General features: G+C 60.7%; 22 protein-coding genes, 1 pseudogene and 1 riboswitch. Of the genes and pseudogenes, 16 read left to right on the top strand and 7 right to left on the bottom strand.

Features of this window, described 5'->3' with window-relative positions; genetic code table 11:
- The first annotated feature begins 46 nt into the window (after positions 1-46).
- From ACVOL0_RS09645 to ACVOL0_RS09630, 4 genes are all read left to right on the top strand, one after another.
- Entirely contained in the window at positions 47-1447 is a 1401-nt protein-coding gene (locus tag ACVOL0_RS09645) for a YncE family protein (protein ID WP_481548893.1), read from the top strand.
- A 139-nt stretch (positions 1448-1586) separates the two neighbouring features.
- Positions 1587-2639: a heme/hemin ABC transporter substrate-binding protein gene (locus ACVOL0_RS09640; RefSeq protein ID WP_481548892.1), complete on the top strand. Its 1053-nt coding sequence runs from the start codon at positions 1587-1589 to the stop codon at positions 2637-2639.
- Positions 2636-3676, top strand: a complete 1041-nt coding sequence (locus ACVOL0_RS09635) for a FecCD family ABC transporter permease (RefSeq protein ID WP_481548891.1) — start codon at positions 2636-2638, stop codon at positions 3674-3676. Before ACVOL0_RS09640 ends, ACVOL0_RS09635 begins: the two co-directional genes overlap by 4 nt.
- Positions 3673-4443 (top strand): heme ABC transporter ATP-binding protein, encoded by a 771-nt coding sequence (locus tag ACVOL0_RS09630; RefSeq protein ID WP_481548890.1) that lies wholly within the window; start codon positions 3673-3675, stop codon positions 4441-4443. Before ACVOL0_RS09635 ends, ACVOL0_RS09630 begins: the two co-directional genes overlap by 4 nt.
- 80 nt (positions 4444-4523) lie before the next feature.
- Here ACVOL0_RS09630 and ACVOL0_RS09625 read toward each other — a convergent pair.
- Positions 4524-4709 (bottom strand): annotated as a pseudogene (locus ACVOL0_RS09625) (helix-turn-helix domain-containing protein); the annotation flags it as partial.
- Positions 4710-5017: 308 nt separating this feature from the next.
- Here ACVOL0_RS09625 and ACVOL0_RS09620 point away from each other — a divergent pair.
- Both ACVOL0_RS09620 and ACVOL0_RS09615 read left to right on the top strand, forming a co-directional pair.
- On the top strand, positions 5018-5974 hold the full coding sequence (locus ACVOL0_RS09620; RefSeq protein WP_481548889.1) for a DUF932 domain-containing protein: 957 nt from the start codon (positions 5018-5020) through the stop codon (positions 5972-5974).
- Complete coding sequence (locus ACVOL0_RS09615) at positions 5971-6465, top strand: JAB domain-containing protein (RefSeq protein ID WP_481548888.1); 495 nt, start codon at positions 5971-5973, stop codon at positions 6463-6465. Before ACVOL0_RS09620 ends, ACVOL0_RS09615 begins: the two co-directional genes overlap by 4 nt.
- 248 nt (positions 6466-6713) lie before the next feature.
- Here ACVOL0_RS09615 and ACVOL0_RS09610 read toward each other — a convergent pair whose 3' ends face one another.
- Positions 6714-7061, bottom strand: a complete 348-nt coding sequence (locus ACVOL0_RS09610) for a helix-turn-helix domain-containing protein (protein WP_082746590.1) — start codon at positions 7059-7061, stop codon at positions 6714-6716.
- Between the two features lie 195 nt (positions 7062-7256).
- Between ACVOL0_RS09610 and ACVOL0_RS09605 the strand changes: the two genes are divergently transcribed.
- From ACVOL0_RS09605 to ACVOL0_RS09580, 6 genes are all read left to right on the top strand, one after another.
- Positions 7257-7943: a J domain-containing protein gene (locus ACVOL0_RS09605; RefSeq protein WP_481548887.1), complete on the top strand. Its 687-nt coding sequence runs from the start codon at positions 7257-7259 to the stop codon at positions 7941-7943.
- Between the two features lie 21 nt (positions 7944-7964).
- Entirely contained in the window at positions 7965-8180 is a 216-nt protein-coding gene (locus ACVOL0_RS09600; protein WP_481512297.1) for a hypothetical protein, read from the top strand.
- 2 nt (positions 8181-8182) lie between these two features.
- Complete coding sequence (locus tag ACVOL0_RS09595) at positions 8183-8437, top strand: hypothetical protein (RefSeq protein WP_481548886.1); 255 nt, start codon at positions 8183-8185, stop codon at positions 8435-8437.
- Positions 8438-8592: 155 nt separating this feature from the next.
- A complete protein-coding gene (locus ACVOL0_RS09590; protein ID WP_481548885.1) occupies positions 8593-9228 on the top strand; it encodes a hypothetical protein in 636 nt (211 codons plus the stop codon).
- 417 nt (positions 9229-9645) lie between these two features.
- Positions 9646-9873, top strand: a complete 228-nt coding sequence (locus ACVOL0_RS09585; RefSeq protein ID WP_481548884.1) for a helix-turn-helix transcriptional regulator — start codon at positions 9646-9648, stop codon at positions 9871-9873.
- A 342-nt stretch (positions 9874-10215) separates the two neighbouring features.
- Positions 10216-11265, top strand: coding sequence for a YagK/YfjJ domain-containing protein (locus ACVOL0_RS09580; protein ID WP_481548883.1), 1050 nt, complete (start codon positions 10216-10218; stop codon positions 11263-11265).
- Positions 11266-11273: 8 nt separating this feature from the next.
- Here ACVOL0_RS09580 and ACVOL0_RS09575 read toward each other — a convergent pair whose 3' ends face one another.
- Positions 11274-12116 (bottom strand): hypothetical protein, encoded by an 843-nt coding sequence (locus tag ACVOL0_RS09575; protein ID WP_481548882.1) that lies wholly within the window; start codon positions 12114-12116, stop codon positions 11274-11276.
- 612 nt (positions 12117-12728) lie between these two features.
- Here ACVOL0_RS09575 and ACVOL0_RS09570 point away from each other — a divergent pair.
- A complete protein-coding gene (locus tag ACVOL0_RS09570) occupies positions 12729-12833 on the top strand; it encodes a hypothetical protein (RefSeq protein WP_481539033.1) in 105 nt (34 codons plus the stop codon).
- 442 nt (positions 12834-13275) lie between these two features.
- Here ACVOL0_RS09570 and btuB read toward each other — a convergent pair whose 3' ends face one another.
- Positions 13276-15147: a TonB-dependent vitamin B12 receptor gene (gene btuB, locus ACVOL0_RS09565; RefSeq protein ID WP_481548881.1), complete on the bottom strand. Its 1872-nt coding sequence runs from the start codon at positions 15145-15147 to the stop codon at positions 13276-13278.
- Positions 15148-15262: 115 nt separating this feature from the next.
- Positions 15263-15499, bottom strand: a riboswitch (cobalamin riboswitch).
- A gap of 284 nt (positions 15500-15783) precedes the next feature.
- Here btuB and cobT point away from each other — a divergent pair.
- From cobT to cobS, 3 genes are read left to right on the top strand one after another with little or no spacing between them, the layout of a single operon-like run.
- On the top strand, positions 15784-16854 hold the full coding sequence (cobT, locus tag ACVOL0_RS09560; protein WP_282268906.1) for a nicotinate-nucleotide--dimethylbenzimidazole phosphoribosyltransferase: 1071 nt from the start codon (positions 15784-15786) through the stop codon (positions 16852-16854).
- Positions 16851-17438 (top strand): histidine phosphatase family protein, encoded by a 588-nt coding sequence (locus tag ACVOL0_RS09555; RefSeq protein WP_282268904.1) that lies wholly within the window; start codon positions 16851-16853, stop codon positions 17436-17438. Before cobT ends, ACVOL0_RS09555 begins: the two co-directional genes overlap by 4 nt.
- Positions 17435-18187 (top strand): adenosylcobinamide-GDP ribazoletransferase, encoded by a 753-nt coding sequence (gene cobS / locus ACVOL0_RS09550; RefSeq protein ID WP_481548880.1) that lies wholly within the window; start codon positions 17435-17437, stop codon positions 18185-18187. Before ACVOL0_RS09555 ends, cobS begins: the two co-directional genes overlap by 4 nt.
- A gap of 156 nt (positions 18188-18343) precedes the next feature.
- On the opposite strand, the gene ACVOL0_RS09545 is transcribed toward cobS, so the two are convergent.
- From ACVOL0_RS09545 to ACVOL0_RS09535, 3 genes are all read right to left on the bottom strand, one after another.
- Positions 18344-18703, bottom strand: coding sequence for a TfoX/Sxy family protein (locus ACVOL0_RS09545; RefSeq protein WP_481548879.1), 360 nt, complete (start codon positions 18701-18703; stop codon positions 18344-18346).
- A complete protein-coding gene (locus ACVOL0_RS09540) occupies positions 18700-19182 on the bottom strand; it encodes a GAF domain-containing protein (protein ID WP_481539030.1) in 483 nt (160 codons plus the stop codon). The genes ACVOL0_RS09545 and ACVOL0_RS09540 overlap by 4 nt, the downstream gene beginning before the upstream one ends.
- 172 nt (positions 19183-19354) lie before the next feature.
- Positions 19355-19708, bottom strand: coding sequence for a phasin family protein (locus ACVOL0_RS09535; protein WP_282268897.1), 354 nt, complete (start codon positions 19706-19708; stop codon positions 19355-19357).
- Between the last annotated feature and the right edge of the window lie 351 nt (positions 19709-20059).

The raw sequence follows: 20059 nt of genomic DNA, 5'->3' as shown, positions 1-20059 counted from the left end.
CCCACGATGCGCGCGACGTCGCGCAGCACCCAAGAGGTAATGCCCGATGGCAAACGTTCGTTCCACTACTGCTTCCACCACTGCCCGCGCCGTGCGTCCGCATTTGCTCGGCCTGGCCCTGTTGCTGGCCACCGGCGCTGCCGGCGCCCAGGTATTCGCGCAGCCGGATACCGCATTCAACGGCAGCGTGCGCGCTACCGCACCGGTGGTGCTGCCGGGCAGCGAAACCGGTATTGAAGGCAATGGCTTCACGCCGGGACAGAAGGTGACCTTGCTGCGCGGTGAGACCGTGCTCAACGCGCAGCCTTATGTCGCCAATGGCGAAGGCAAGTTCAGCGGCACGCTGGCCATCCCGGCCGATGCCGTCGCCGGCCCGCAGCCGATCGTGGTGCGGGCCGCTGCGCCGGACGCCGCAGCGGTGTTCTCGCTGAAGGTGTCGCGCGAGGTGCCGCTGTCCGGCCAGGAACGCATCCAGGCTGCCAGCAACCGCTTGGTGCAGGGCTTGTACCAGGTGGCCTACAGCCCAGCCAGCAAGGCCGCGTTCGTGACCAGCGCGGTCGGTCGCCCGCCGGTGAAGCAGTCCGAGTTGCTCAAGGTAGACCCGCAAACCCTGCAGATCATCGCTCGCGTATCGCCGCAGGCGGCACCGGGTAATGACGGCAACCTGTTCGCGGTCTACGGCGTGGGCGTGGATGATGCCAACGGCACTGTGTGGGTGACCAACACCCGTCAGGACACGGTGGCGGTGTACCGCCAGTCCGACCTGTCGCTGGTCAAGCAGTATCCGGTGGGCGCGGTGTCGCATGCGCGTGACGTGGTGGTCGATGCCCAGCGCAACCGCGCCTATGTCTCGGCCACCGGCGCCGACTACATCAGCGTGTTCGACACCCGCACGCTGCAGCAGCTGGACAACATCACCATTGCCTCCGGCAAGCGCGGCGAGACCTTCACCCCGGGCAGCCTGGACATCGATACGGCTACCGGCAAGGTCTATACCGTCAGCCTGGCCGCTGCGGAAGCGGCGATCATCGACGGCGCCAGCGGCAAGGTGGAAAAGGTGTTCCCGCTGGCCGGCGCGCGTGACGCGATCGGTGTGGCATGGAACCCGGTCGCCAAACGCCTGCTGGTGGTATCGCAGGGCAGCGACAACCTGCTGATCGTCGACCCGGCCACGGCCAAGGTCGAGCACGACGTCTACGTCGGCGCCGGTTCCTTGAATGTGTCCTACAGCCCGAGCACGCGCCTGGCCTATGTCAGCAACCGCGCTGCCGGCACGGTCACGGTGGTTGATGAGGGCGGCAAGATCGTTGCCAACCTCGACGGCGGCACCTACCCGAACCACGTCAGCAAAGGACCGGATGCGGTGATGTTCGCGATCAACAAGTCCAAGGGCGCCGATGACGCCAAGGGCGATCGCATTACCCGCCTGCTGCCTGTGCAGCGCTGAGTGATCCGCCGCGCCCTGTGCGCGGCAAGGCGATAAACGCGCGGGAGATGCCGGCAACGGCATCTCCCGCACTGCCATCAAAATCTGGCCGGCACGCAGCGCCAATGCATCGGCCAATCTGGTAACCGAGGACGTATTGATGAAAGCCACCACCATTGTTCCGACTGGCCTGGGTCTGCTGTTGGCCGTGCTGATTCCCGGTTGTGATCGCAGCCCCGCACCACCGCAGGTCGCTGCCGAAGCTCCTACCGTTGCTGCGCCCGCTACCGACGCTGCGGATGCGCGCGTATTGCCGGCCGGCTGGAAGCGCGTGGCCGGGCAGGACGTGCCGCAGGTGGCTGCAGCGACGCCACAGTTGCCGGCCAAGCTGCGTTCGGACGATGGTGTGGACGTTGAAGTGACCGACATCGGTCGCATCGTTGCCGGTGGTGATGATGTGATCGCGGTGATCGAAGCACTGGGGCTGGCCGACAAGGTCTATGCCGCGCCCGAGCGTTCTGCGACCGCCGCGGGCAAAGCCGCCCCCAAGCACTTCCTGTTCAACCGCACCACCGGCGTGGAAGGTGTGCTGAGCCTGGAAGGAACGCTTTTCCTCGGCAACAGCCTGCGTCGCCATGCCGTGTTGGCCGAGCGCCTGCGCGCGACCGGCCATGCGGCAGTGGTGATCGACGACCTGCAGCCGCCGGCGGACAAAGTGCGCAAGGTGGCTGCAGCGCTTGGTCTGGTCACACAGGGGCAGGAGCTGGCGAGCAAGGTACAAGCACAGCTCGATCAGGCTGCAGCCATCGCCAAGGACAATGCGAAGCGTCCAAGGGTGATCGCGCTGTCGGCCAGCGGTGCCGGTGGCCTGCCCACCGTGGCCGGCGCTGACAGCGCTGCCAACCAGCTGATCAGCATTGCCGGTGGCATCAATATCGGCGAAGAAGCGGGCGTGGCCAATTATTCCCAGCTCAGCAACGAAGGCGTTGTCGCGGCGGCGCCGGAGGTGATTCTGGTAACCGAAAACGACCTGCGCTTGTTCGGCGGCGAAGCCGGCCTGTGGAAGGCCTATCCCACCCTGAAGCACACCCCCGCCGGTGCCGCCAACCGTGTCTGGGTGATGCCCGACGTCGAACTGAAATCCACCAGTGTGGGTTCTGGCGCCGGTGCGTTGGCCTTGGCGCAGGCCTTGGTGGAGTTGTCGCGCGGATGATGTTCGCGCAGGTCCGGCGGCCGAACGGCGCGCTGCTGCTATGTCTGTTGCTGGCGGTGCTGCTGGTTGCGGTGCTGTTGTCGTTCGGCACCGGTCCGTTGAAGCTGCCTGCAGCCGACGTGTTGCGGGCGATAGCGGCGCAGTTCGGCTTGGCCGATCCGCAATCGGTCAGCGCCCGCGACATGGGTGTGGTCTGGCAGCTGCGCATTCCACGCGCCTTGCTCGGCGCGCTGGTGGGGGCGTCGCTGGCGATGGCCGGCGTCGCCTTGCAGGGATTGTTCGGCAATCCGCTGGCTGATCCCGGCATCGTCGGTGTCAGCCAGGGCGCGGCGCTGGGGGCGGTGGCGGCCATCGTGCTCGGCGCGGGTGCATTCGCTGTCTGGCTGATTCCACTGGCGGCCTTCGTTGGCGGTGCCGGCGCGACGACCTTGATCTATCTGCTGGCACGGCCCGGGCGTGGTGAAGGCACTGCGACCTTGTTGCTGGTCGGTATCGCGATTGGTGCGGGCTGCTCGGCGGCGGTTGGCTTCTTGACCTACATCGCCAGTGAGAGCGAGCTGCAGTCGCTGGTGTTCTGGCAGATGGGCTCGTTGGCGCAGGCCAGTTGGAGCGACGTGGCGGCGGTCACGCCGGTATTCGTGATCGGCGTGTTGGCGCTGCTGCGGCTTGCCACGCCTTTGGACATGCTTGCACTTGGTGAGCGTCAGGCACGTCATATCGGCCTGGATGTTGCCCGCACGCGGCTGCTGCTGGTCGCCTTCAGTGCACTGTTGGTCGGTGCGGCGGTGGCGTTTGCCGGCAGCGTCAGTTTCGTCGGCCTGGTGGTCCCGCACCTGGTGCGGATGCTGGTCGGACCGGGACACCGTTGGCTGTTGCCCTTGTCCGGTGTGGTCGGCGCGCTGTTGATCGTGGTGGCTGATACCGCCGCGCGCACGCTGGATCCACCGTCGGAGATTCCGCTCGGCCTGTTCTCTGCTGCCTTGGGCGCGCCGTTCTTCCTGTGGCTGGTATTGCGCAAGCGTGGGGGGCGGGTATGAGTGCGCCGTTGCTGGAACTGCGTGGAGTCAGCGTGCTGCGTGGCAGCCGCCAGATATTGGCGGATGTTGACCTGTCGTTGCAGGCCGGCACGCTGACCGCCTTGGTTGGCCCCAATGGCGCAGGCAAGTCCACGTTGTTGGCCCTGCTTGCCGGTGATGCCGAGCCGGATGTGGGGCAGGCACTGTTGCATGGCCGTGCGTTGGCCGACTGGCCGGTGCGTGAGCTGGCGCTGCAGCGGGCGGTGATGGCGCAGGATCATGCCGTGCACTTTGCCTTCAGCGTGCGCGAAGTGGTGACGATGGGGCGGTTGCCGCACCGGCCGCAACCACGACACGATGCGGCGATCGTCGAAGCCGCGTTGGCTGAAGCCGATGTTGCTGGCCTGGCCGGGCGCGATGTGCAGACGCTGTCTGGTGGCGAAGCCGCACGCACCTCGCTTGCGCGTGCGTTGGCGCAACAGACGCCGGTACTACTGCTGGATGAACCTACCGCCGCGCTCGATCTTCGCCATCAGGAGCGCACCCTGCGCAGCGCCCGCGAACTAGCAGCGCAGGGCCATTGCGTGGTGGTGGTATTGCACGACCTCAACCTGGCATCGGCCTATGCCGATCGTATCGTGATGCTGTGCGCTGGACGCATTGCCGCCGATGGTTCGCCGCGGCAGGTGCTGACCCGCCAGACCATCGGCGAAGTGTATGGCCAGCCGGTGCAGGTGATCGAACACCCAACGCGTGGCGTGCCGCTGGTGATTGCCTGCGATGATTGATTGAACCCGTGCAGGCGTCAGCACGCAGAGGGCGCTGTTGTGCAAGGAAGGCTGTATTGGTTGATCGCAGGTTGGGACTGTCAGCCTGCACTCAATGCCAAGGTTCGGTAGTCGCGTGGCGTCATCCCGACCGTGAGTTTGAACTGACGCGAAAACGCGCTCTGATCGGAGAAGCCACAGGCTTGGCCAACACTGGCGATGCTGGTGTCGGTGAACAGCATGTGGGTAGCCGCTTCGATGCGGAACTTGGTCAGAAACTGCTGGGGTGGCGAGGTCCATTTAAAAAATTCTCAGACCCTTAGTACTTCAATGAAGCAGGATCCTCTTGCTTCGCGCTGGCCAAAAAAACTAGCGCAATTGCATTGAGTGCCAAGTATGAAAGATAAGTCTGAATTCATTTATTGCGTCTTCATCGTCGCAGCCGCGATTCTGTCGGCTGTAGCCCGTTGTTCGTTCACCCGCCCCGACCAGTTCGGTCGCGATTCCTACGACTAAACCAACTATCCAGATAGACCCGCAAGGCCCGGCATTGTCCGGGCCTTGTGCGTTATGCCGTCCATGAAAGGAGATCGAGATGCATCACGTTGAAACCATGGCTTATGCCGGCCAAGTTCCTTGGCATGGCATCGGAAGCCAGTTGGCTCCTGGCCAGTCCGTTGAAGTATGGCGCGAACGCGCTGGCATGAACTGGTCCTTGGAGGAGGCTGAAGTGCGATTCGCCGCCGAGGCCGAAGATCAGTATCCCGTTCGGGCGTTCCCCGGGCAGAAGGTGCTTTATCGCTCTGACACCAAGCGACCGTTGGCTGTGGTGTCCACGCGCTATCAAGTCGTCCAGCCGCGGGAGATCCTGGAGTTCTACCGCGACCTGACGCGGTACAGCGGCTTTGAGCTGGAGACGGCAGGCGTGCTTCGTGGAGGGCGGAAGTTCTGGGCATTGGCCCGTACTGGGCAGGGTGTGGCCCTGAAGGGCCAGGATCAGGTCAATGGCTACCTTCTGCTGGCTACGGCCTGTGATGGAACCTTGGCTACCACCGCCAAGTTCACCTCAGTCCGTGTGGTTTGCAACAACACGCTGCAGATCGCTGTTGGGGATCGAACCGGAGCCATCAAGGTTCCGCACCGCAGTGCCTTCGATGCTGACAGGGTCAAAAGTCAGTTAGGTATTGCTGTTGAGGGTTGGCACGGCTTCGTGGAGCGGATGCGCATCCTCTGTGAGACACCAGTGGACCTTGATTCGGTTGATGGGGTGCTGCGGAATTTGCTCACGTATCCACCGGCTCAGAATGGAAAAGTAATCGTGAACGAGCAGGCCGTAGCCAAGGTGCGGGCGCTGTATGAAGGGCAGGGGAGGGGGGCTAGCTTGAAAACCAGCAAAGGCACGGCGTTTGGCTTGCTCAACAGCATCACCGAATTCGTGGACCATCATCGGCGTGCGCAGAGTACGGAGAACCGCTTGGATGCAGCCTGGTTCGGTCAGGGGGCATTGCTAAAGCAGAAGGCTTGGAAAGAACTGTTGGGGGAAGCCGCATGAACGTCTCGCTGCAGAAGCAACGCCTGGAAGAGCTACCTGGCGGTTTGAACGAACGTGACAGCTCCGTCCTCTCCCAAGCATTGGAGATTCTTGAGAGCAGAGCAATGGTCAGTGGCCTTCTATTGGGAGATCCGGATGTTGCCGGCAGGTTCTTCCGTCTGCGTCTAGGGCATGAGATCCGCGAGCACTTCGAGGTGGCGTTCCTCGATGCCCGCAACCGTCTGATCGCCGTAGAACGGCTGTTCTCAGGCTCCATAGATGGTGCTGAGATTCATCCGCGGATTGTCGTTCAACGTGCCTTGGCCCTGAACGCGGCAGCGGTCCTGCTGGCTCACAACCACCCGAGCGGGCATTGCGAGCCGTCAGAAGCGGATCGAGCCATCACCAGGCGATTGAAGGAAGTACTGGCGATGGTGGAGGTGAGGGTCGTCGACCACCTTGTGGTGTCGGCAAGCCAAGGAACCTCGATGGCTCAGCTCGGCCAGATCTAAGGTCCGGATACCTAGGAGAACAGCATGAAGGAAACGGAGACGTCCTGGTCAATGACCAGGGCAGCGCTGGCTCGTGCCAAAGCAGCTGATCTGGACCGACAGGCTCGGGAGGTTGAGCGCTCAGCTGCCGATGGAAACTGGCGCATGAAGGCTCGGGCTAGAGAGGCGGCCAGCCGGCTTAGATTGCGAGCTGGGAGGTACCTGGTGGAGGCTCAAGGTCACGAAGAACAGGATCTCCCACTCTTCCCCTAGCCCGCAGGAGGGGACTTGCCTTCTGCGTAGCCCTTGATCAAGTTCAGAACGGCTTGTTGTCTTGATGCTGGAAGACGCGCGACCAGAAGGATGACTTCTGCCAAGACGTCAGATGTGGCGTGGAAGTAAGCAACAGGAACGCCGAGCGCCTTGGCCAATGCTTCAGCGGTTTCGGGATCAGGATCTCGTAACCCCAACTCGTAGCGCGAGATACGTGGTGCGGCGCTATTGGAATCTTCCAAGCCCAAGACGGCCCCCAAGTCAGCTTGACTCAACCCAGCTTCCAGTCGGGCCGCGCGTAGGCGACGACCAAAGACGGATTTTGGAATGGACGGAGCAGGCATGGAAACGGCACGAAGCAAGCGGTGTCCAAGTCTGCCTGTTTCATCATTGCATCACATTTGCCATTATGGCAAATAGTGGTAACAGTGGTAACAGTGGTCTTGTCCAACTGATCCCGTAACAACCAATCAGACCTTTCAAGAGGCGCGTGCGCCTAAGGATTGACAGATATCCAAATGTCACAAGAGGACTACTACATGTCACAAGAGCACTACTACGAAGTCCTCGGGGTACGCCCCGAGGCATCGCTCTTGGAAATAGAGCTTGCCTACAAGGGCAGGCGGAGCCAGTACCACCCTGATCGGTACGTTGCAGGTGACGCGTCGTCCGTGGCATGGGCAACGGCCAAGATGCAGGCCGTCAACAAGGCGTATGCGGTCCTCAAGGACCCGGACCAACGCGAGCGCTTCGACCGTACCCAAGCGTCGGCCGGGCCCGCTGATCCAAGTCCCCGGACGGAGCGAGCCAGGGTCCCAGAGCCTCCGCCGCTTAGCTCACTTCGAGAGGCACTGGAAGGGCTCGAGTTTAGTAACGAGCCCTTCGAGCGCGTGTTCGTGGCTCCCCAGATCCCCAGGAAGAAGCTCCTAGGGGCTCTGGACAGCTATGGGGAAGGACTGCGGACCCAAGACGTTGTCGTGCTCATCGACGACACGGTATTCGGCGGTGCCAGGGAAGGCGTGCTGATCACCGAGGCCCAGATCCGAGGCAAGGCCAAGTTCGAATCAGTGGATACCCGTCTGCTGGGCTGCCTAACCCAGATCACTGCCCACGGCGCCCATGTACGGATCCATGGCGAACCGTTCATCAGCTTGAGCATTCCCAACCCTGACGACCTGCGCCTGCTGTTCGAGGCCGTCAGTGAGCATCTGAAACAAACGCACTAACTCCAACCAACGAGGAAACACATGAGGTACTTGATAGGCGTGTACGGCGTGACCGTACTCATCGCAGCGATCTGCTTCGATATCTGGGGGCGTTATGCGTACAAGGGTTTCTTCTACAACCTGGGCCAAGCCCTGGTGTGGCCAGCAGTGATGTTCCCGTCGATCGGCAAGCTGATCAGTGGCGTGATCTGGGTCCTCGTGATCATCGCCGTACTGGCGCTCGTAAGGAGGCGGTAAGCATGCTGATCAGAATCTCTCTGCTAGCAATGCTTCTGGTGTCACTCGGTGGCTGCAAGAGCGATCTAGACAAAGTCCGGGGCGAGTTCATTGATAGCTGCATGAGCAGTGGTGCCCCGAAAGCCCAGTGTTCCTGCGCTATAGACAAGCTACAAGAGCATTACGGCGAAAAGGGATTGGTCGCCATAGACAAGCGTGGCTATCCACCAATGGGCTTTGCCGAGCAAGTAAAAGTAGCTGCTGGTCAGTGCCGGTGAGCCTAGCTGCGGGTCAAGCGCAGGGTGGTCCCTAGTCCCGACAATAACCCGCTGAGTTAATGAACTTTCAGAGTCAATTCAACGATGCGTGTAGATGCCCCGGCGCATTCAACGCTAAATCAACCAATGCCCTTAGGGGTTCCGAAGGACTATCAATGAAGATCAAAGGATTGCTTGCCGCTGCAGTATTCTCAGCCGTAGCACTGTCGGCTTGCACCAAAGCAGAGACGCTTTCGCGCGAAGGTGATATCAACCTGGCGGGGTGCAAGGTACCCGCAGGGCTGACAGCGGAACAGGTTCAGGCGGTGAGTTGTACACCTGTCTCTGCAACCGCTCCCGTAGAAGCTCCCGTGGCGTCAGAGGCAGAGAATGAGGTTGTAATCAATGAGGCACTTGCTCCGCAGGCAGCGATGAACGGGCACGATGAAGAGAATATTGGTGCGCGTAAGATCGTGAAGGGTGATCTGAACGGTGATGGTGTCGAGGACCGCGCTGTGCTCTTCGTACTGGAGGGAGGAGGCGGAAGCAATGCCTATTCCACTCATCTGGCTGCATTCCTTAGTGAAAGCGGAAAGTTGAAGTTCATCTATTCCACGCCGGTGTCGGGCTACGGAGAGGAGGTGCAGGGCATATCCTACGGCGATGGAATGGTGAAAATGAAGAAGCTAGGGCAGGGGGAAGGCGATGCCATGTGTTGCCCGACGGCTGAGTACGAAGTGGACTACCTGCTCAAAGATGGGAAGTGGCTGGAGATCTATCCGGAAGATGATGGCACAATAGAGGCACTTTGACTGCGTAACATCATGCTTGCTGTGAATTTCCACGCAAACATGCATAAGGTATGAAAGATGCCGGATAGATGTGGGTAGCCAGCCAATCCTTCTTCAGGTGCCTGTCATGCAAGAGCAGAAGGAGACAGATCTGTCGGCGGCATCGATCATGCACCTTCAGCAGCACCTTGGGTTCCCTTTGTAGAACGCCCGCCAACGCGGGCGTTCTTTTTTTGGCGCCGCCGGCGTGGCTGCGCTCACTGCAGCAGATCAAGCGAACTGGCCATCCAAACCTATCTCAGGGAACCAACTTGAGGGGCGCGCGGAACTAACTTGTACCTGCTGCCGGGCCTTATCGTACTTCATGCACTTGAAGTACGTGACCTGCAGCTGAGCTCCGTCGTAGCGTATGGGCTCTCTTCTCGCAGGACCAAAAAAATGGAATCGGTAGTCGCACCCCGGCTCATTCGACGACAAGAACTGGAGTATCGGACCGGTTTTCGCAGGTCCACCATCTATGCGGCCATCAAGTCTGGAGGGAAGCGCTTTGATCCTGATTTCCCTCAGCCGGTCAGGACTGGGAAAGGGACGGTGGCATGGCTGGAAGAAGAAGTTGATGCCTGGATTAAGGCTCGCGTGGACGAACGCAATAGCATTTCTCGTTAGTTGTAAGCACTAACTTCACGGCGCTAAAGAAAGGCTAAGTGTTTGTTAAAAGGTGGCATGGGTCATTTTTAATGAGTGTTGTTGTCATTCTTGGCTGGGTGAGATCCGGAATATATATCTTGATTTGATTTGATATATTGATTTGATCTTTGATCTGATCTCTTTTCTGTTTGACTTTGGATGGTTGTGTTTATTTCTGACTATTGTACGGCTGCAATGCGGCTTGCTTCTTCTGGCCAAAAGAGAGTTTTAGTGCTTTGTGTGGTTTGGGAAATTATGGTGATTGAATGATGTTTTGGTTGGGTTATGTGGTGGATCAGCTAAGGGGGCCTTGATTTAGTGATGTTTGACTCTGATGACGACTTTGTTGCCCGGTGGCGTGATAGGGCGCTAGATGTAAATGACGGCGCGATATATATAGGACCGTCGTTTGAATATCCCCGAGATATTTCAAAAATCGATCGCGCAATGCGTGCGATTGCCAACGCAAGGTGGAGCGCGAATACGGATGTGACTCGCCCGGAAACCTGTCATAAAAGTGTTAATTCCGCTGTCAGGGCGATACGGTCTTGCACGAACATTGATTGTCAAGGAATTCGAGATTTTTATGCAGGGCACAAGCTGAGCCCCTATTTCGAGATTTGGGTAGAGGAGAGGACTGGCTTTCAAACCATGGTAATTGCCGAAAGAAGTTGGAATTCCATCGGTATAAATGAATGGTTCTTGAGAATACGTAAGTTGGTAAAGGGTTCTGATTTTACGAAGGCACTTTCTAACCATGAGCGCGGTGCCAGAAAGAACGCTCTTTCACTCACGGAATATATCGATGGGCTCTACGGGCTTTATGCGAGGTTGTGTGTGGTCAGGTTGGATCTTTCTTACAGTCGTGCTCATCGGGATAGCGTAGGTCCTCTAAATCCCAGTCGCGTAAAGGAAGATCTGACTAGCTTTCTACGTTCCGCGAAGTCGGAATTTCCTGCGCTGGTTGGTTATATTTGGAAGCTGGAATACGGGCAGAGTAAGTCCTACCATATTCATTTCATGGCTTTTTTTGACGGGCATAAGGTTTGTAAGGATGTTGTCGTTGGAAATGTGCTTGGCGATCTGTGGCGTGATTTTGTAACCGGTGGTGATGGGGGATACTGGAACTGCAATGCGAAGAAAACCTACTACGAGCGGATATATGGAGTGGGGGTAGGAATGATCGCGCACGATAATATCGAGAGGCGAGCCTCTCTGTTGCGGGCTGCTATGTATTTGGCAAAGGTCGACTATTATGTAAGGCTTAACGAAAAGGGGGTCGGTCGTATATTTGGGAAAGGTCAACTGCCTGAGCGGCGAGCGAACAAAGTGGGGCGAAAGCGTAAGGCGGGCCCATGCGACGGCTTTTAGGTGCAGTTTCAGGTGCGCATTCTTCGCGTGTTTAACGGTCTCGCCACAATCCTGATGAATTCGGATTTTATAGTTGCGTCCTGGTTGGTCCAGCGTCTCAGCAGCTGCGTAGGGTTCGTACTTTTTCCTGCTTTGCTTTTTCCAAGTTGCGCTGGTCGATCGAAGGATTCTTGATATGATTCTTCGGAGGATAGGCCTAGTCGTCTAACCCATTCCCTATCGTCTATTTGTTCTTCGGGTGCGGGTTCAGTCATTATTGGGAGCAGGACGTGCCAAACGTCCTGCTTCGTCTGATGCGAATTGTCTTCCATCTTATTTAGTTCTTCGATGATCCGTTCTTTCAGGCGTGCGGTCTTGGCGGCTGCGTGTCGTCCACCTCTAGCCGATCGCTCTTGCTTCGTTTCATGCCCGCTAGACATACCCAGATAGTAATTGCATCTGGTCAGAGCAGCCCAAGCTCGCTCGTGGTCAGGTAGTTCATATGCTCGGATGGCTTCGAACCAGAGCGCGATCGCTGCTCGTATCAATACGTAAACTTCAGGCAGATAGCCCTTGGTTTTTAAGAACTCGAAGTCGTCGTCCAGTCGGGTGGCTGTATCGGGGTCATCGATTACTCCAGCGTAGATAGCTTCCCACTCACTTTCGAAAGTTACGTCCTTGTTAAGTAACGGTACGCGTACTTTATAGATTATCTGAATCTGCTCCTTTGCATGTGTTAGGCATGCATCAAGCGTGGGTGTCTTTTCAGTGGTTCGGAACGTTCCGTGTTCGTGCATTTTGTTGCTGCCGGTAGTTGCTATGGGCCAAATGGCAATTGAAGGGGTGTTGCTGGTAGGATTTTTTTGTCGCAAGCCGCAAAGCGATGATGACAAGAGTTGGAGTTCGGAATTCTAATGAACAGCTGATCGGCAGTGGCTGGGTCGGCGTTGTCGTTGTCGCGTCAAGCTTTGCCAGGGGCGGCTTTGACCGTTGAATCAACGCTCGGGGGGACGTCGGATCACCAGCAAGGCCCGGCAAGCCTACAAATTCATCGATGCGCATCGGGACGAGTTCAGTATCCCGATGATGTGTCGTCTGCTTGGGGTTGCTCGAGCCGGTTACTACGCATAGCGTGAACATCCGATTTCCGATCGAGCTCAAGAAGATGCGCGGTTGCTTCGCTTGATACGTGTGAACGGATTACGCGCGCTGTATGGCTATCTCATATGGCACATCCCCGCTTCAAAGCCATATGTCTTGATCCCTAATTTGCTCCAGCGTCAGTTCAGCGTATCGCGCCCAAACGAGTAAGGGTTGACGGATATCACTTGCATCCGCGCGTGGCAGAGTTGGCTGTACCTTGCTGTTGTTTTGGTATTTTCTCAGGCAGGTTTGTTGGTTGGGCTGTCAGACCAACGGTTCACTGAGAACTTGTTCTGGATGCCGTGATGAAAGTCGTGCGCAGCTGACGTCCTCGCAAAACCCTGGTCCACTCAGATCAAGGCTCGCAGTACGGAAGTGATTCATGGCGGCGTTTCTGCACAGACAACTACCTTGAGCCAAGCATGAGCAGACGTGCCAACTGCTGAGACAACGCGGTCGCTGAGTCCTTCTTCGGCAGTTTGAAAAAGGAACGGATAAAAAACGCATCTACGCGAATCGTGACTTGGCGACCTCGGACATATCCGACTCCATCGATGGGATTTACAACCCCTAGACGCCGCCACAGCCATCTGGGCGGGGCAGTCCTGACGAGTTCGAGGCGGCGCATCGCCACCCTCGGTCAGTTGTCCACTAAACCCTGGGAACTCCACTACACAGTAGTCCGCACACGCTCATGCCAAGCAGACATCGGTGCGTAGAGGTACTGCTGCTGCAGTCACGGTCGCCGGTTTCTGAGTCTCGCTGCTTCCGTTTTTTGGAGTATGTCTCCGAGCGCCCGAAGCCCGATTGAGTGCCAAGTCAAAACGAGGGTCGACATGCAGCTGTCGACCCTCTTGTTTCCGTTTACGCCTTCCATGGCGTTGTGGCTTAGTTTGCCTTGCTGTTGTAACGCAGGGTCAGCTGGTACTCGCGGCCCGGCTGGTTGTACCAGGCAACGGTTTCGTACTCGCGGTCGAACACGTTGGCGGCCTTGGCCTGCAGGCTCCAGGCATCGTTGATGGCGTACTCAACGCGCACATCCATGGTGCCGTAGCCAGCCAGACGCACGCTGTTGGCAGCGTTGTCGAAGCGGTGGCTACTGCCGGCGGCGGTCACGCCCAGACGCAGCGGGCCGAAGCTCTTGTCCACGTCCAGACGGCCGCTGGTGCGCGCGCGGCGGGCCAGCAGGTTGTCATAGGTAGCAGCGCCGGAGGTGTGGTCGCGCGGGTCGGTGAAGCTGGCCTGGGCGTTGATGTCGAAACCGGCCAGCGACAGGTAGCCGGTCAGCTCGGCGCCGCGGATGCGGGCTTCGGCAACGTTGACCAGGTCGAAGTTGCTGTCATAGCCGATCAACTGGTCGACGCGGGTTTCATAGGCGTTGAAGGTCCAGTTCCAGTTGTCGGCGTACTGCGCGATGCCGAGGTTCAGGCTCTTGGATTCTTCCGGCTTCAGGTTCGGGTTGCTGAAGCCCGGGTAGTACAGGTCGTTGAAGGTCGGTGCCTTGAAGCCGGTGCCGGCGCTGGCGGTCAGGCGGAAGCCATTGCCGAAGGCAAAGCCGTAGCCCAGGCTGCCGGTGGTGTGGTTGCCGAACTGCTCGTTGTCGTCGTTGCGCACGCTGGCCTGCAGCGAGTGCGCGCCGAACTGGCCCTGGTACTCGGCAAACACGCCAAGGTTGTCGCGCTGGTCGATGTCGAAGGCGGTGGAGCTGGTGACCTTGTCGTTCTGCCAATCAGCGCCAGCGGTGATCTGCTGGCCTTCGGCGAAGCTGAAGTCGCCCTGCACACTGGCGGTGTCGCGGCGGGTATCGAAGGCGCTGGCGAAGCTGCGGGTGCCAGTGCTGGCATCCGCAAAGTAGTTGTCGGCCTGGTCGCGGTTGCGGCCAACCTGTGCGCTCAGGCGGAAGCGCTCGGATGCAGCCCAGGCGAGCTTGGCACCGTAGACCTGCTGGCGGTTGTCGGCTTCGTTGCCGCCGAAGATGCTGCCGTCGTATTCGTTGAAGCTGTCGGCGTTGAGCACATGGCCTTCCAGGCTCAGCGTGTCGGTCAGGGCATAGCCACCGCGCACGTTGATGGAGGTGTTGCGGTAGCCATCGCGGTCCGGCTCATCGGCGAAGCAGCCAGCGCCCCAGCCAGCGGCGGTGCCGCGGCAGGCGTTGATGCCGTCGGTCTTCTGGTAGCCGCCCTGGGCCGAGATCCAGCCGCGCTCACCGCGGTTGCTGAAGCCGGCGCTGACCTGGCGCAGGTTGTTGCTGCCGGCGGTGATCGCCAGGTTCTGCTGCAGGCCCTGGCCAGCGTTGCGGGTGAAGATCTGGATCACGCCGCCGATGGCCTCGGAGCCGTACAGGCTCGAACGCGGGCCCCGCACGATTTCAATGCGCTCGATCTGGTCAACCGGCAGGTCCTGCAGGGCGGCCATGCCGCTGGTGGCCGAGGCCACGCGCACGCCGTCCACAAGCACCAGCACCTGGTTGGAGTTGCTGCCGCGCAGGAACAGCGAGGTGATCTTGCCGTTGCCGCCCTGGTTGGCGAAGTCCAGGCCCGCGCGGCCGCGCAGCAGGTCCTGCAGCGAGTTGGCCTGGCTGTGGTCGATCTGCGCACGGTCGATGACCTGCACCGGCACCACGCTGTTCTCGATGGAGATCGGGGTACGGGTGGCGGTGACGGTGACGTCGTCCAGTTCGGTTGGTGCGTTCTGCGCGGCAGCAACGCCCGGCAATGCCAGGGCAAGGGCGAGCGAAAGGGTGTGGTAAGACAGTTTCATGGAAGCTCCTGGGCCTGCACGCTCCCGCGCAGGCGGATTGGGGAGGCTGCCAGAAGAGGGAGAAGACGGAGGCGGCGCACACGGCGCTACAGCCGCCGCCATGCCCTCCGCATCGCAACCAGTCGGCTTCCGGGCCGGTCTCCGGACTCGCAGGCGAGGCGGCGTGGGCCGCTTCCGTCCAGACGCCTTCCCGTGCCGTGCACAGTGGCGCCATGTCTGGACTTGTCCTGCTTACCGTTGCGGGGGCAGTGCCGGAATGGCGACATGCTGGAGTTCCAGCAGTGCGCGGCACCGGCTTCCCGTTTCAACCGACCGGCAATGCCGGTCGGTCACCCGAAAGTGCGCGCATTCTATGCCATTGCCGCCAGCGTTGCCGGAATGGGCGGCAACGGCCGGCATGGCGCGGACTCTGTAACCGGGGTTCAAGGTAGCCCGGGTAAGCGCATGCGCACCCGGGAAGTGCAGGGCGCCGCAGGCCTGCAGCGGTGCTGCAATCTCGTTCCCCGGCTGCGCTGCGCTTACCCGGGCTACGTGTTGCATGAGTTCGATTTGATTGGGGGCTGGCGAAACAAGCCCTGCGCAGCACTGTTGCCGAGTGGCTAGAATGCGCGCTGCAAACGCAGTATCGGAAGTGTCGTGACAGAAACATGGTACGGGCAGGCCTGCGGCCAGCCTTCGCAGGAATACCGGCAGCGCGCCCTGCTGCGCCAGCGCCAGCTGACCAAGCCGGAAGGCGCCCTGGGTCGTTTGGAGACATTGGCCGTTGAACTGGCTGCGCTGCAAGGCGTGGATCAGCCGGTGGCGCAGCGTGTGCCGGTGGTGGTGTTCGCAGGCGACCACGGCGTGACCGCGCAGGGCGTGTCGGCTTACCCGGCCGAAGTGACGGTGCAGATGCTGCACAACTTCGCCGGCGGCGGTGCTGCCATTGCGGTGCTGGCGCGCGAACTGGGCCTGCCACTGCACGTATGGGATGTGGGCAGCCGCGCCACCACAGCGATTGCCGGCGTGGTCAGTGCCAAGACCCTGCATGGTACTGCTGACTTCAGCGCAGGCCCGGCGATGTCGGCAGTCGATCTGGACTCTGCCTTCGATGCGGGTCGCCGCGCGGTGGAGGCTGCCTGCGCCGATGGTGCGGATTTGTTGGTGTTCGGCGAGATGGGCATCGGCAACACCACCGCTGCGAGTGCCATCGCTGCCGTACTTGGCCCGTTGCCATTGGACGAGTTGGTTGGCGCCGGTACTGGCCTTGACGCGGTGCGCATGGTTCAGAAGAAGAATCTGATCGCACGCGCGCTGAGCCTGCATGGTGACGCGATCAACACGGCCGAGTCGCCCGCGTACGAAGCATTGCAACGTGTAGGTGGATTGGAGATCGCTGCGATAACTGCGGCGATGATCGCCGCTGCGCAACGGCGCATCCCGGTGCTGGTGGATGGCTTCATCGTCTCTGCGGCAGCGTTGGCGGCAGTCCGCATCAATCCCAGCCTGCGGCCGTGGCTGCTGTTCTCGCACCAGTCGGCCGAGCGTGGTCACATCCGCCTGTTGGAGGCATTGCAGGCGCAGCCACTGCTGTCACTGGACCTGCGCCTTGGCGAAGGCTCCGGTGCCGCGCTCGCGTTGCCGCTGGTACGCATGGCCTGTGCCCTGCACAACAGCATGGCGACGTTCGCCGAGGCAGCTGTTGCCGACCGCGGTGGCGGCCGATGATTCTTGATCTGATGCGGCACGCCTCCACCGGGCGTGCCGGCCACCTGGACGGACGTACCGATCCGCCTTTGATCGAAGGCGCGATGGACACGCTGTACCGCTGCCATGCCGGCATTGGCTGGAGCCGGGTGATCACTTCACCGCGTCGGCGCGCGCTGGATACCGCGCATGCATTGGTGGCTGGCAGCAACCAGTTCTGCGAGATCCATCCGGACTGGGCCGAGCTCGACTTCGGCGATTGGGACGGGCTGCATTTTGACGAAGTTCCTGCCGATCAGCTTGCTGGCTTCTACAGCGAACCGCACGATGTGGTGCCGCCCAACGGCGAGTCCTGGCAGCAGTTCCAGGCGCGTGTGGAAGCGCAGTTGCATCGCTTGGTGGACGAAGACGATGGCGACGGCCAGCCGGTGCTGGTGGTCAGCCATGCCGGCGTGTTGCGGCTGGTGGTGTCGCGCGTCTGTGGGATGAGCCTGTCCTCGCTGTGGGCGATGCGCATCGATTACGGCACCCGTGTGCGCCTGCGCGTGGAGCGTGGCGAAGACGGCCAGTTGTGGGGTGAACTGCTGGAGTTGCGACAACCATGATTGGACGCCGCCTGATCCTTGCCATTCAATTCCTGACCCGGCTGCCGACACCGCAGGTGCGCGACTTCCGCCAGGAGGACCTGAGCAGGTCGGCGGTGTACTACCCCTTGGTTGGCGCCATTATCGGCGTCCTGCTGGCGCTGCCGCTGTATGGCCTGTCGGATCGGCCATGGCTGGCAGGTGCGCTGACCTTGTTGATGTGGGTATGGGTGACAGGCGCGCTGCATCTGGATGGCCTGGGCGACGTTGCCGATGCCTTCGGTGCCGCCCATCGCAATCCGCAGCGCTTCCTGGAAGTGCTCAAGGATCCGCGTATGGGCGTGTTCGGCGTGGTCACGCTGATCATGCAGCTGCTGCTCAAGTTCGTGTTGTTGACCGAGCTCGCGGTGGGCCCGTTGTGGTTCGGCATCGTGCTGGTGCCGGCGTGGGCGCGCTGGGGCACCTTGTGGTGGAGCCAGCGCATACCGTCGCTGCACGCTGATGGTATGGGCGAGCGCTTCTCCTGGCAGCTGCGACCGTCGGCGATGTGGTTGTGGGCAGTGTTGCTTGCCGGGATCAGCGTGGTGTTTGCGTGGCCGCTGTTGACGGCATTGCTGCTGGTGCCGCTGGTAGCGCTGTGGTGGAAGCGCAAGCTGGGTGGCATCTCCGGCGATGGGCTGGGTGCAAGCGTGGAAGTAGTGGAGACCTTGCTGATGCTGGCGCTGGTAGTCCTCGCACCGCTAGCCACTGGATTTGTGGGAGTGTTGTAGGAGCGGCGTAAACCGCGAAGCCACAGCTGCATCCGGAGGCATGTAACTCGAACCACCTGCGCCCATTGCTGTGCGACCTGATGGATAGCGAGCTTCGCGGTTTACGCCGCTCCTACAAAAGCCGCCCGCCGTTCCCACAAAAACTGATGCTCCGCTTCAATCCTCGAAGCGGATCTCGGTGGTCTCTTCTTCGTCGGCATCGGCCTGCATATGCGTTTCATGCACCGGCCCGGCCTGCTGTTCCGCGCGCGTGGTGGGCAGGGCGCCGGCGGCGACTTCATACTCCGCCACCAGTTGCTGGCGACGCGCCTCGGGTATTTCCTGCCAATGGCAGCCGACCAAGGCGCCTTCCAGCGAATACAGCAGGTTGAGGCTGGGCTTGAAGCCAGCGCGGCGTACTTTCATGAACGCTGCAACCGGGCCAATCGCACTCAAATCCTGCTCGCTGCGCAAACCAACCTGACGCAGCCAGGCTGCACTCTTGGGGCCGATGTTGCGCAGCTTGGGTGCGCTCATTGCAGCGCCTCGACAAACACCTGGGCGATGGCTTCCAGCCCCAGCTGGTCGTCGGCATCGAAACGCGCGAGCACCGGGCTGTCGATATCGAACACGCCGATCAGCGTGTCGTTGTGGACCAGGGGTACGACCAGCTCCGAGCGTGAGGCCGAGTCGCAGGCGATGTGGCCTGGGAAAGCGTCCACATCCTCGATGCGCTGGGTCTGGCGGCTACTGGCAGCGGCGCCACACACGCCCTTGGACAGCGGAATGCGCACGCAGGCCGGCAGGCCCTGGAACGGGCCAACCACCAGTTCCTTGCCGTCGTAGAAGTAGAAGCCCACCCAGTTGAGCTGTGGCAGCGCGTGGTAAACCAGGGCCGACAGATTGGCGGCATTGGCAATGCGGTCAGCTTCGCCATGGACAAGGGCGCGGGCCTGGGCCAGCAGCTGGGCGTACTGTTCCGGCTTGCTGCCGGTGAGCGTGTCGGTGTTGAACATCTTGGGAGTCTAGCCGCTGCGTGGTCGTCGATTTTGCCAGCCGCTGCCGCCGAGCGCAGCCATCGGCAATGGAATGCTGGATCGCAGGCAAAAAAAGACCCGGCAGCGGGAGGGAGCTACCGGGTCTGGGATTGCGCGGGGGAGGGACCGCGCAAATTCTGTTGTCTGGGTATCAGCGCGTCTTGCGCTCGGGTTTGGCAGCGAAAGGCTGGCGAACCAATGCGCCCAATGCCTCGCCGGTCTTCAGGCTGAGCCCGACCACTTCCTGGTTGGCATTGGCCAGTCGTTCCATGTTCTCGCGTGCCAGCTGCATTCCCTTGGGCAGCAGCGCCTGCAGATCCGCCTGCGCGCCGGCCTGGGCCAGTTCGCCGAAGAAGCCAGCCGCGGCCGTGGTGTTGCGCTCGAACGCGCGCAGCTGCACGCCAAACACGCTTTCAGCATTTTCCAAGGCGAGCCGGTTGGCACGGTTGGCAGCAGCGGCGAGCTGCTGGGTGTAGCTGCTGAAATCGTTGAACTGAGCGGACATCAAGGTGATCCGACGGGTCTTGTTGCGTTGCAGCATAACGCGGAATTGGCGCGGTGCAACATAAAATTCTGAACTGTTCAGAACTAACCTCTGTAGAGCCGAGCCATGCTCGGCTGGAGCGTTCCCGGAAAAGCCCCTGCCGAGCATGGCTCGGCACTACGTTTCCGCCCCCTCCCTTTGCCGCTGGGCAAGGGGAGGGCTGGGGAGGGGTTGGCTTTGAGGCTTCAAGCACGGCCAGCGTCGCGGCTTACGCCGCTCCCACAAGGGCCGTTGCGTGGTCGGGAAGGCCTTGTAGAGCCGAGCCATGCTCGGCTGGAGCATTACCGGCAAGGCTTCTGCCGAGCATGGCTC

This window comes from Stenotrophomonas sp. STEN021 (assembly GCF_056760175.1).
This window is presented reverse-complemented; position numbering and strand designations above follow the sequence as displayed.

Bases quoted from the DNA above. Each gene is read 5' to 3' on its own strand.
- ACVOL0_RS09645 (WP_481548893.1), top strand. From the start codon at position 47: ATGGCAAACGTTCGTTCCACTACTGCTTCCACCACTGCCCGCGCCGTG.
- ACVOL0_RS09640 (WP_481548892.1), top strand. From the start codon at position 1,587: ATGAAAGCCACCACCATTGTTCCGACTGGCCTGGGTCTGCTGTTGGCC.
- ACVOL0_RS09635 (WP_481548891.1), top strand. From the start codon at position 2,636: ATGATGTTCGCGCAGGTCCGGCGGCCGAACGGCGCGCTGCTGCTATGT.
- ACVOL0_RS09630 (WP_481548890.1), top strand. From the start codon at position 3,673: ATGAGTGCGCCGTTGCTGGAACTGCGTGGAGTCAGCGTGCTGCGTGGC.
- ACVOL0_RS09620 (WP_481548889.1), top strand. From the start codon at position 5,018: ATGCATCACGTTGAAACCATGGCTTATGCCGGCCAAGTTCCTTGGCAT.
- ACVOL0_RS09615 (WP_481548888.1), top strand. From the start codon at position 5,971: ATGAACGTCTCGCTGCAGAAGCAACGCCTGGAAGAGCTACCTGGCGGT.
- ACVOL0_RS09610 (WP_082746590.1), bottom strand. From the start codon at position 7,061: ATGCCTGCTCCGTCCATTCCAAAATCCGTCTTTGGTCGTCGCCTACGC.
- ACVOL0_RS09605 (WP_481548887.1), top strand. From the start codon at position 7,257: ATGTCACAAGAGCACTACTACGAAGTCCTCGGGGTACGCCCCGAGGCA.
- ACVOL0_RS09600 (WP_481512297.1), top strand. From the start codon at position 7,965: ATGAGGTACTTGATAGGCGTGTACGGCGTGACCGTACTCATCGCAGCG.
- ACVOL0_RS09595 (WP_481548886.1), top strand. From the start codon at position 8,183: ATGCTGATCAGAATCTCTCTGCTAGCAATGCTTCTGGTGTCACTCGGT.
- ACVOL0_RS09590 (WP_481548885.1), top strand. From the start codon at position 8,593: ATGAAGATCAAAGGATTGCTTGCCGCTGCAGTATTCTCAGCCGTAGCA.
- ACVOL0_RS09585 (WP_481548884.1), top strand. From the start codon at position 9,646: ATGGAATCGGTAGTCGCACCCCGGCTCATTCGACGACAAGAACTGGAG.
- ACVOL0_RS09580 (WP_481548883.1), top strand. From the start codon at position 10,216: ATGTTTGACTCTGATGACGACTTTGTTGCCCGGTGGCGTGATAGGGCG.
- btuB (WP_481548881.1), bottom strand. From the start codon at position 15,147: ATGAAACTGTCTTACCACACCCTTTCGCTCGCCCTTGCCCTGGCATTG.
- ACVOL0_RS09555 (WP_282268904.1), top strand. From the start codon at position 16,851: ATGATTCTTGATCTGATGCGGCACGCCTCCACCGGGCGTGCCGGCCAC.
- cobS (WP_481548880.1), top strand. From the start codon at position 17,435: ATGATTGGACGCCGCCTGATCCTTGCCATTCAATTCCTGACCCGGCTG.
- ACVOL0_RS09545 (WP_481548879.1), bottom strand. From the start codon at position 18,703: ATGAGCGCACCCAAGCTGCGCAACATCGGCCCCAAGAGTGCAGCCTGG.
- ACVOL0_RS09540 (WP_481539030.1), bottom strand. From the start codon at position 19,182: ATGTTCAACACCGACACGCTCACCGGCAGCAAGCCGGAACAGTACGCC.
- ACVOL0_RS09535 (WP_282268897.1), bottom strand. From the start codon at position 19,708: ATGTCCGCTCAGTTCAACGATTTCAGCAGCTACACCCAGCAGCTCGCC.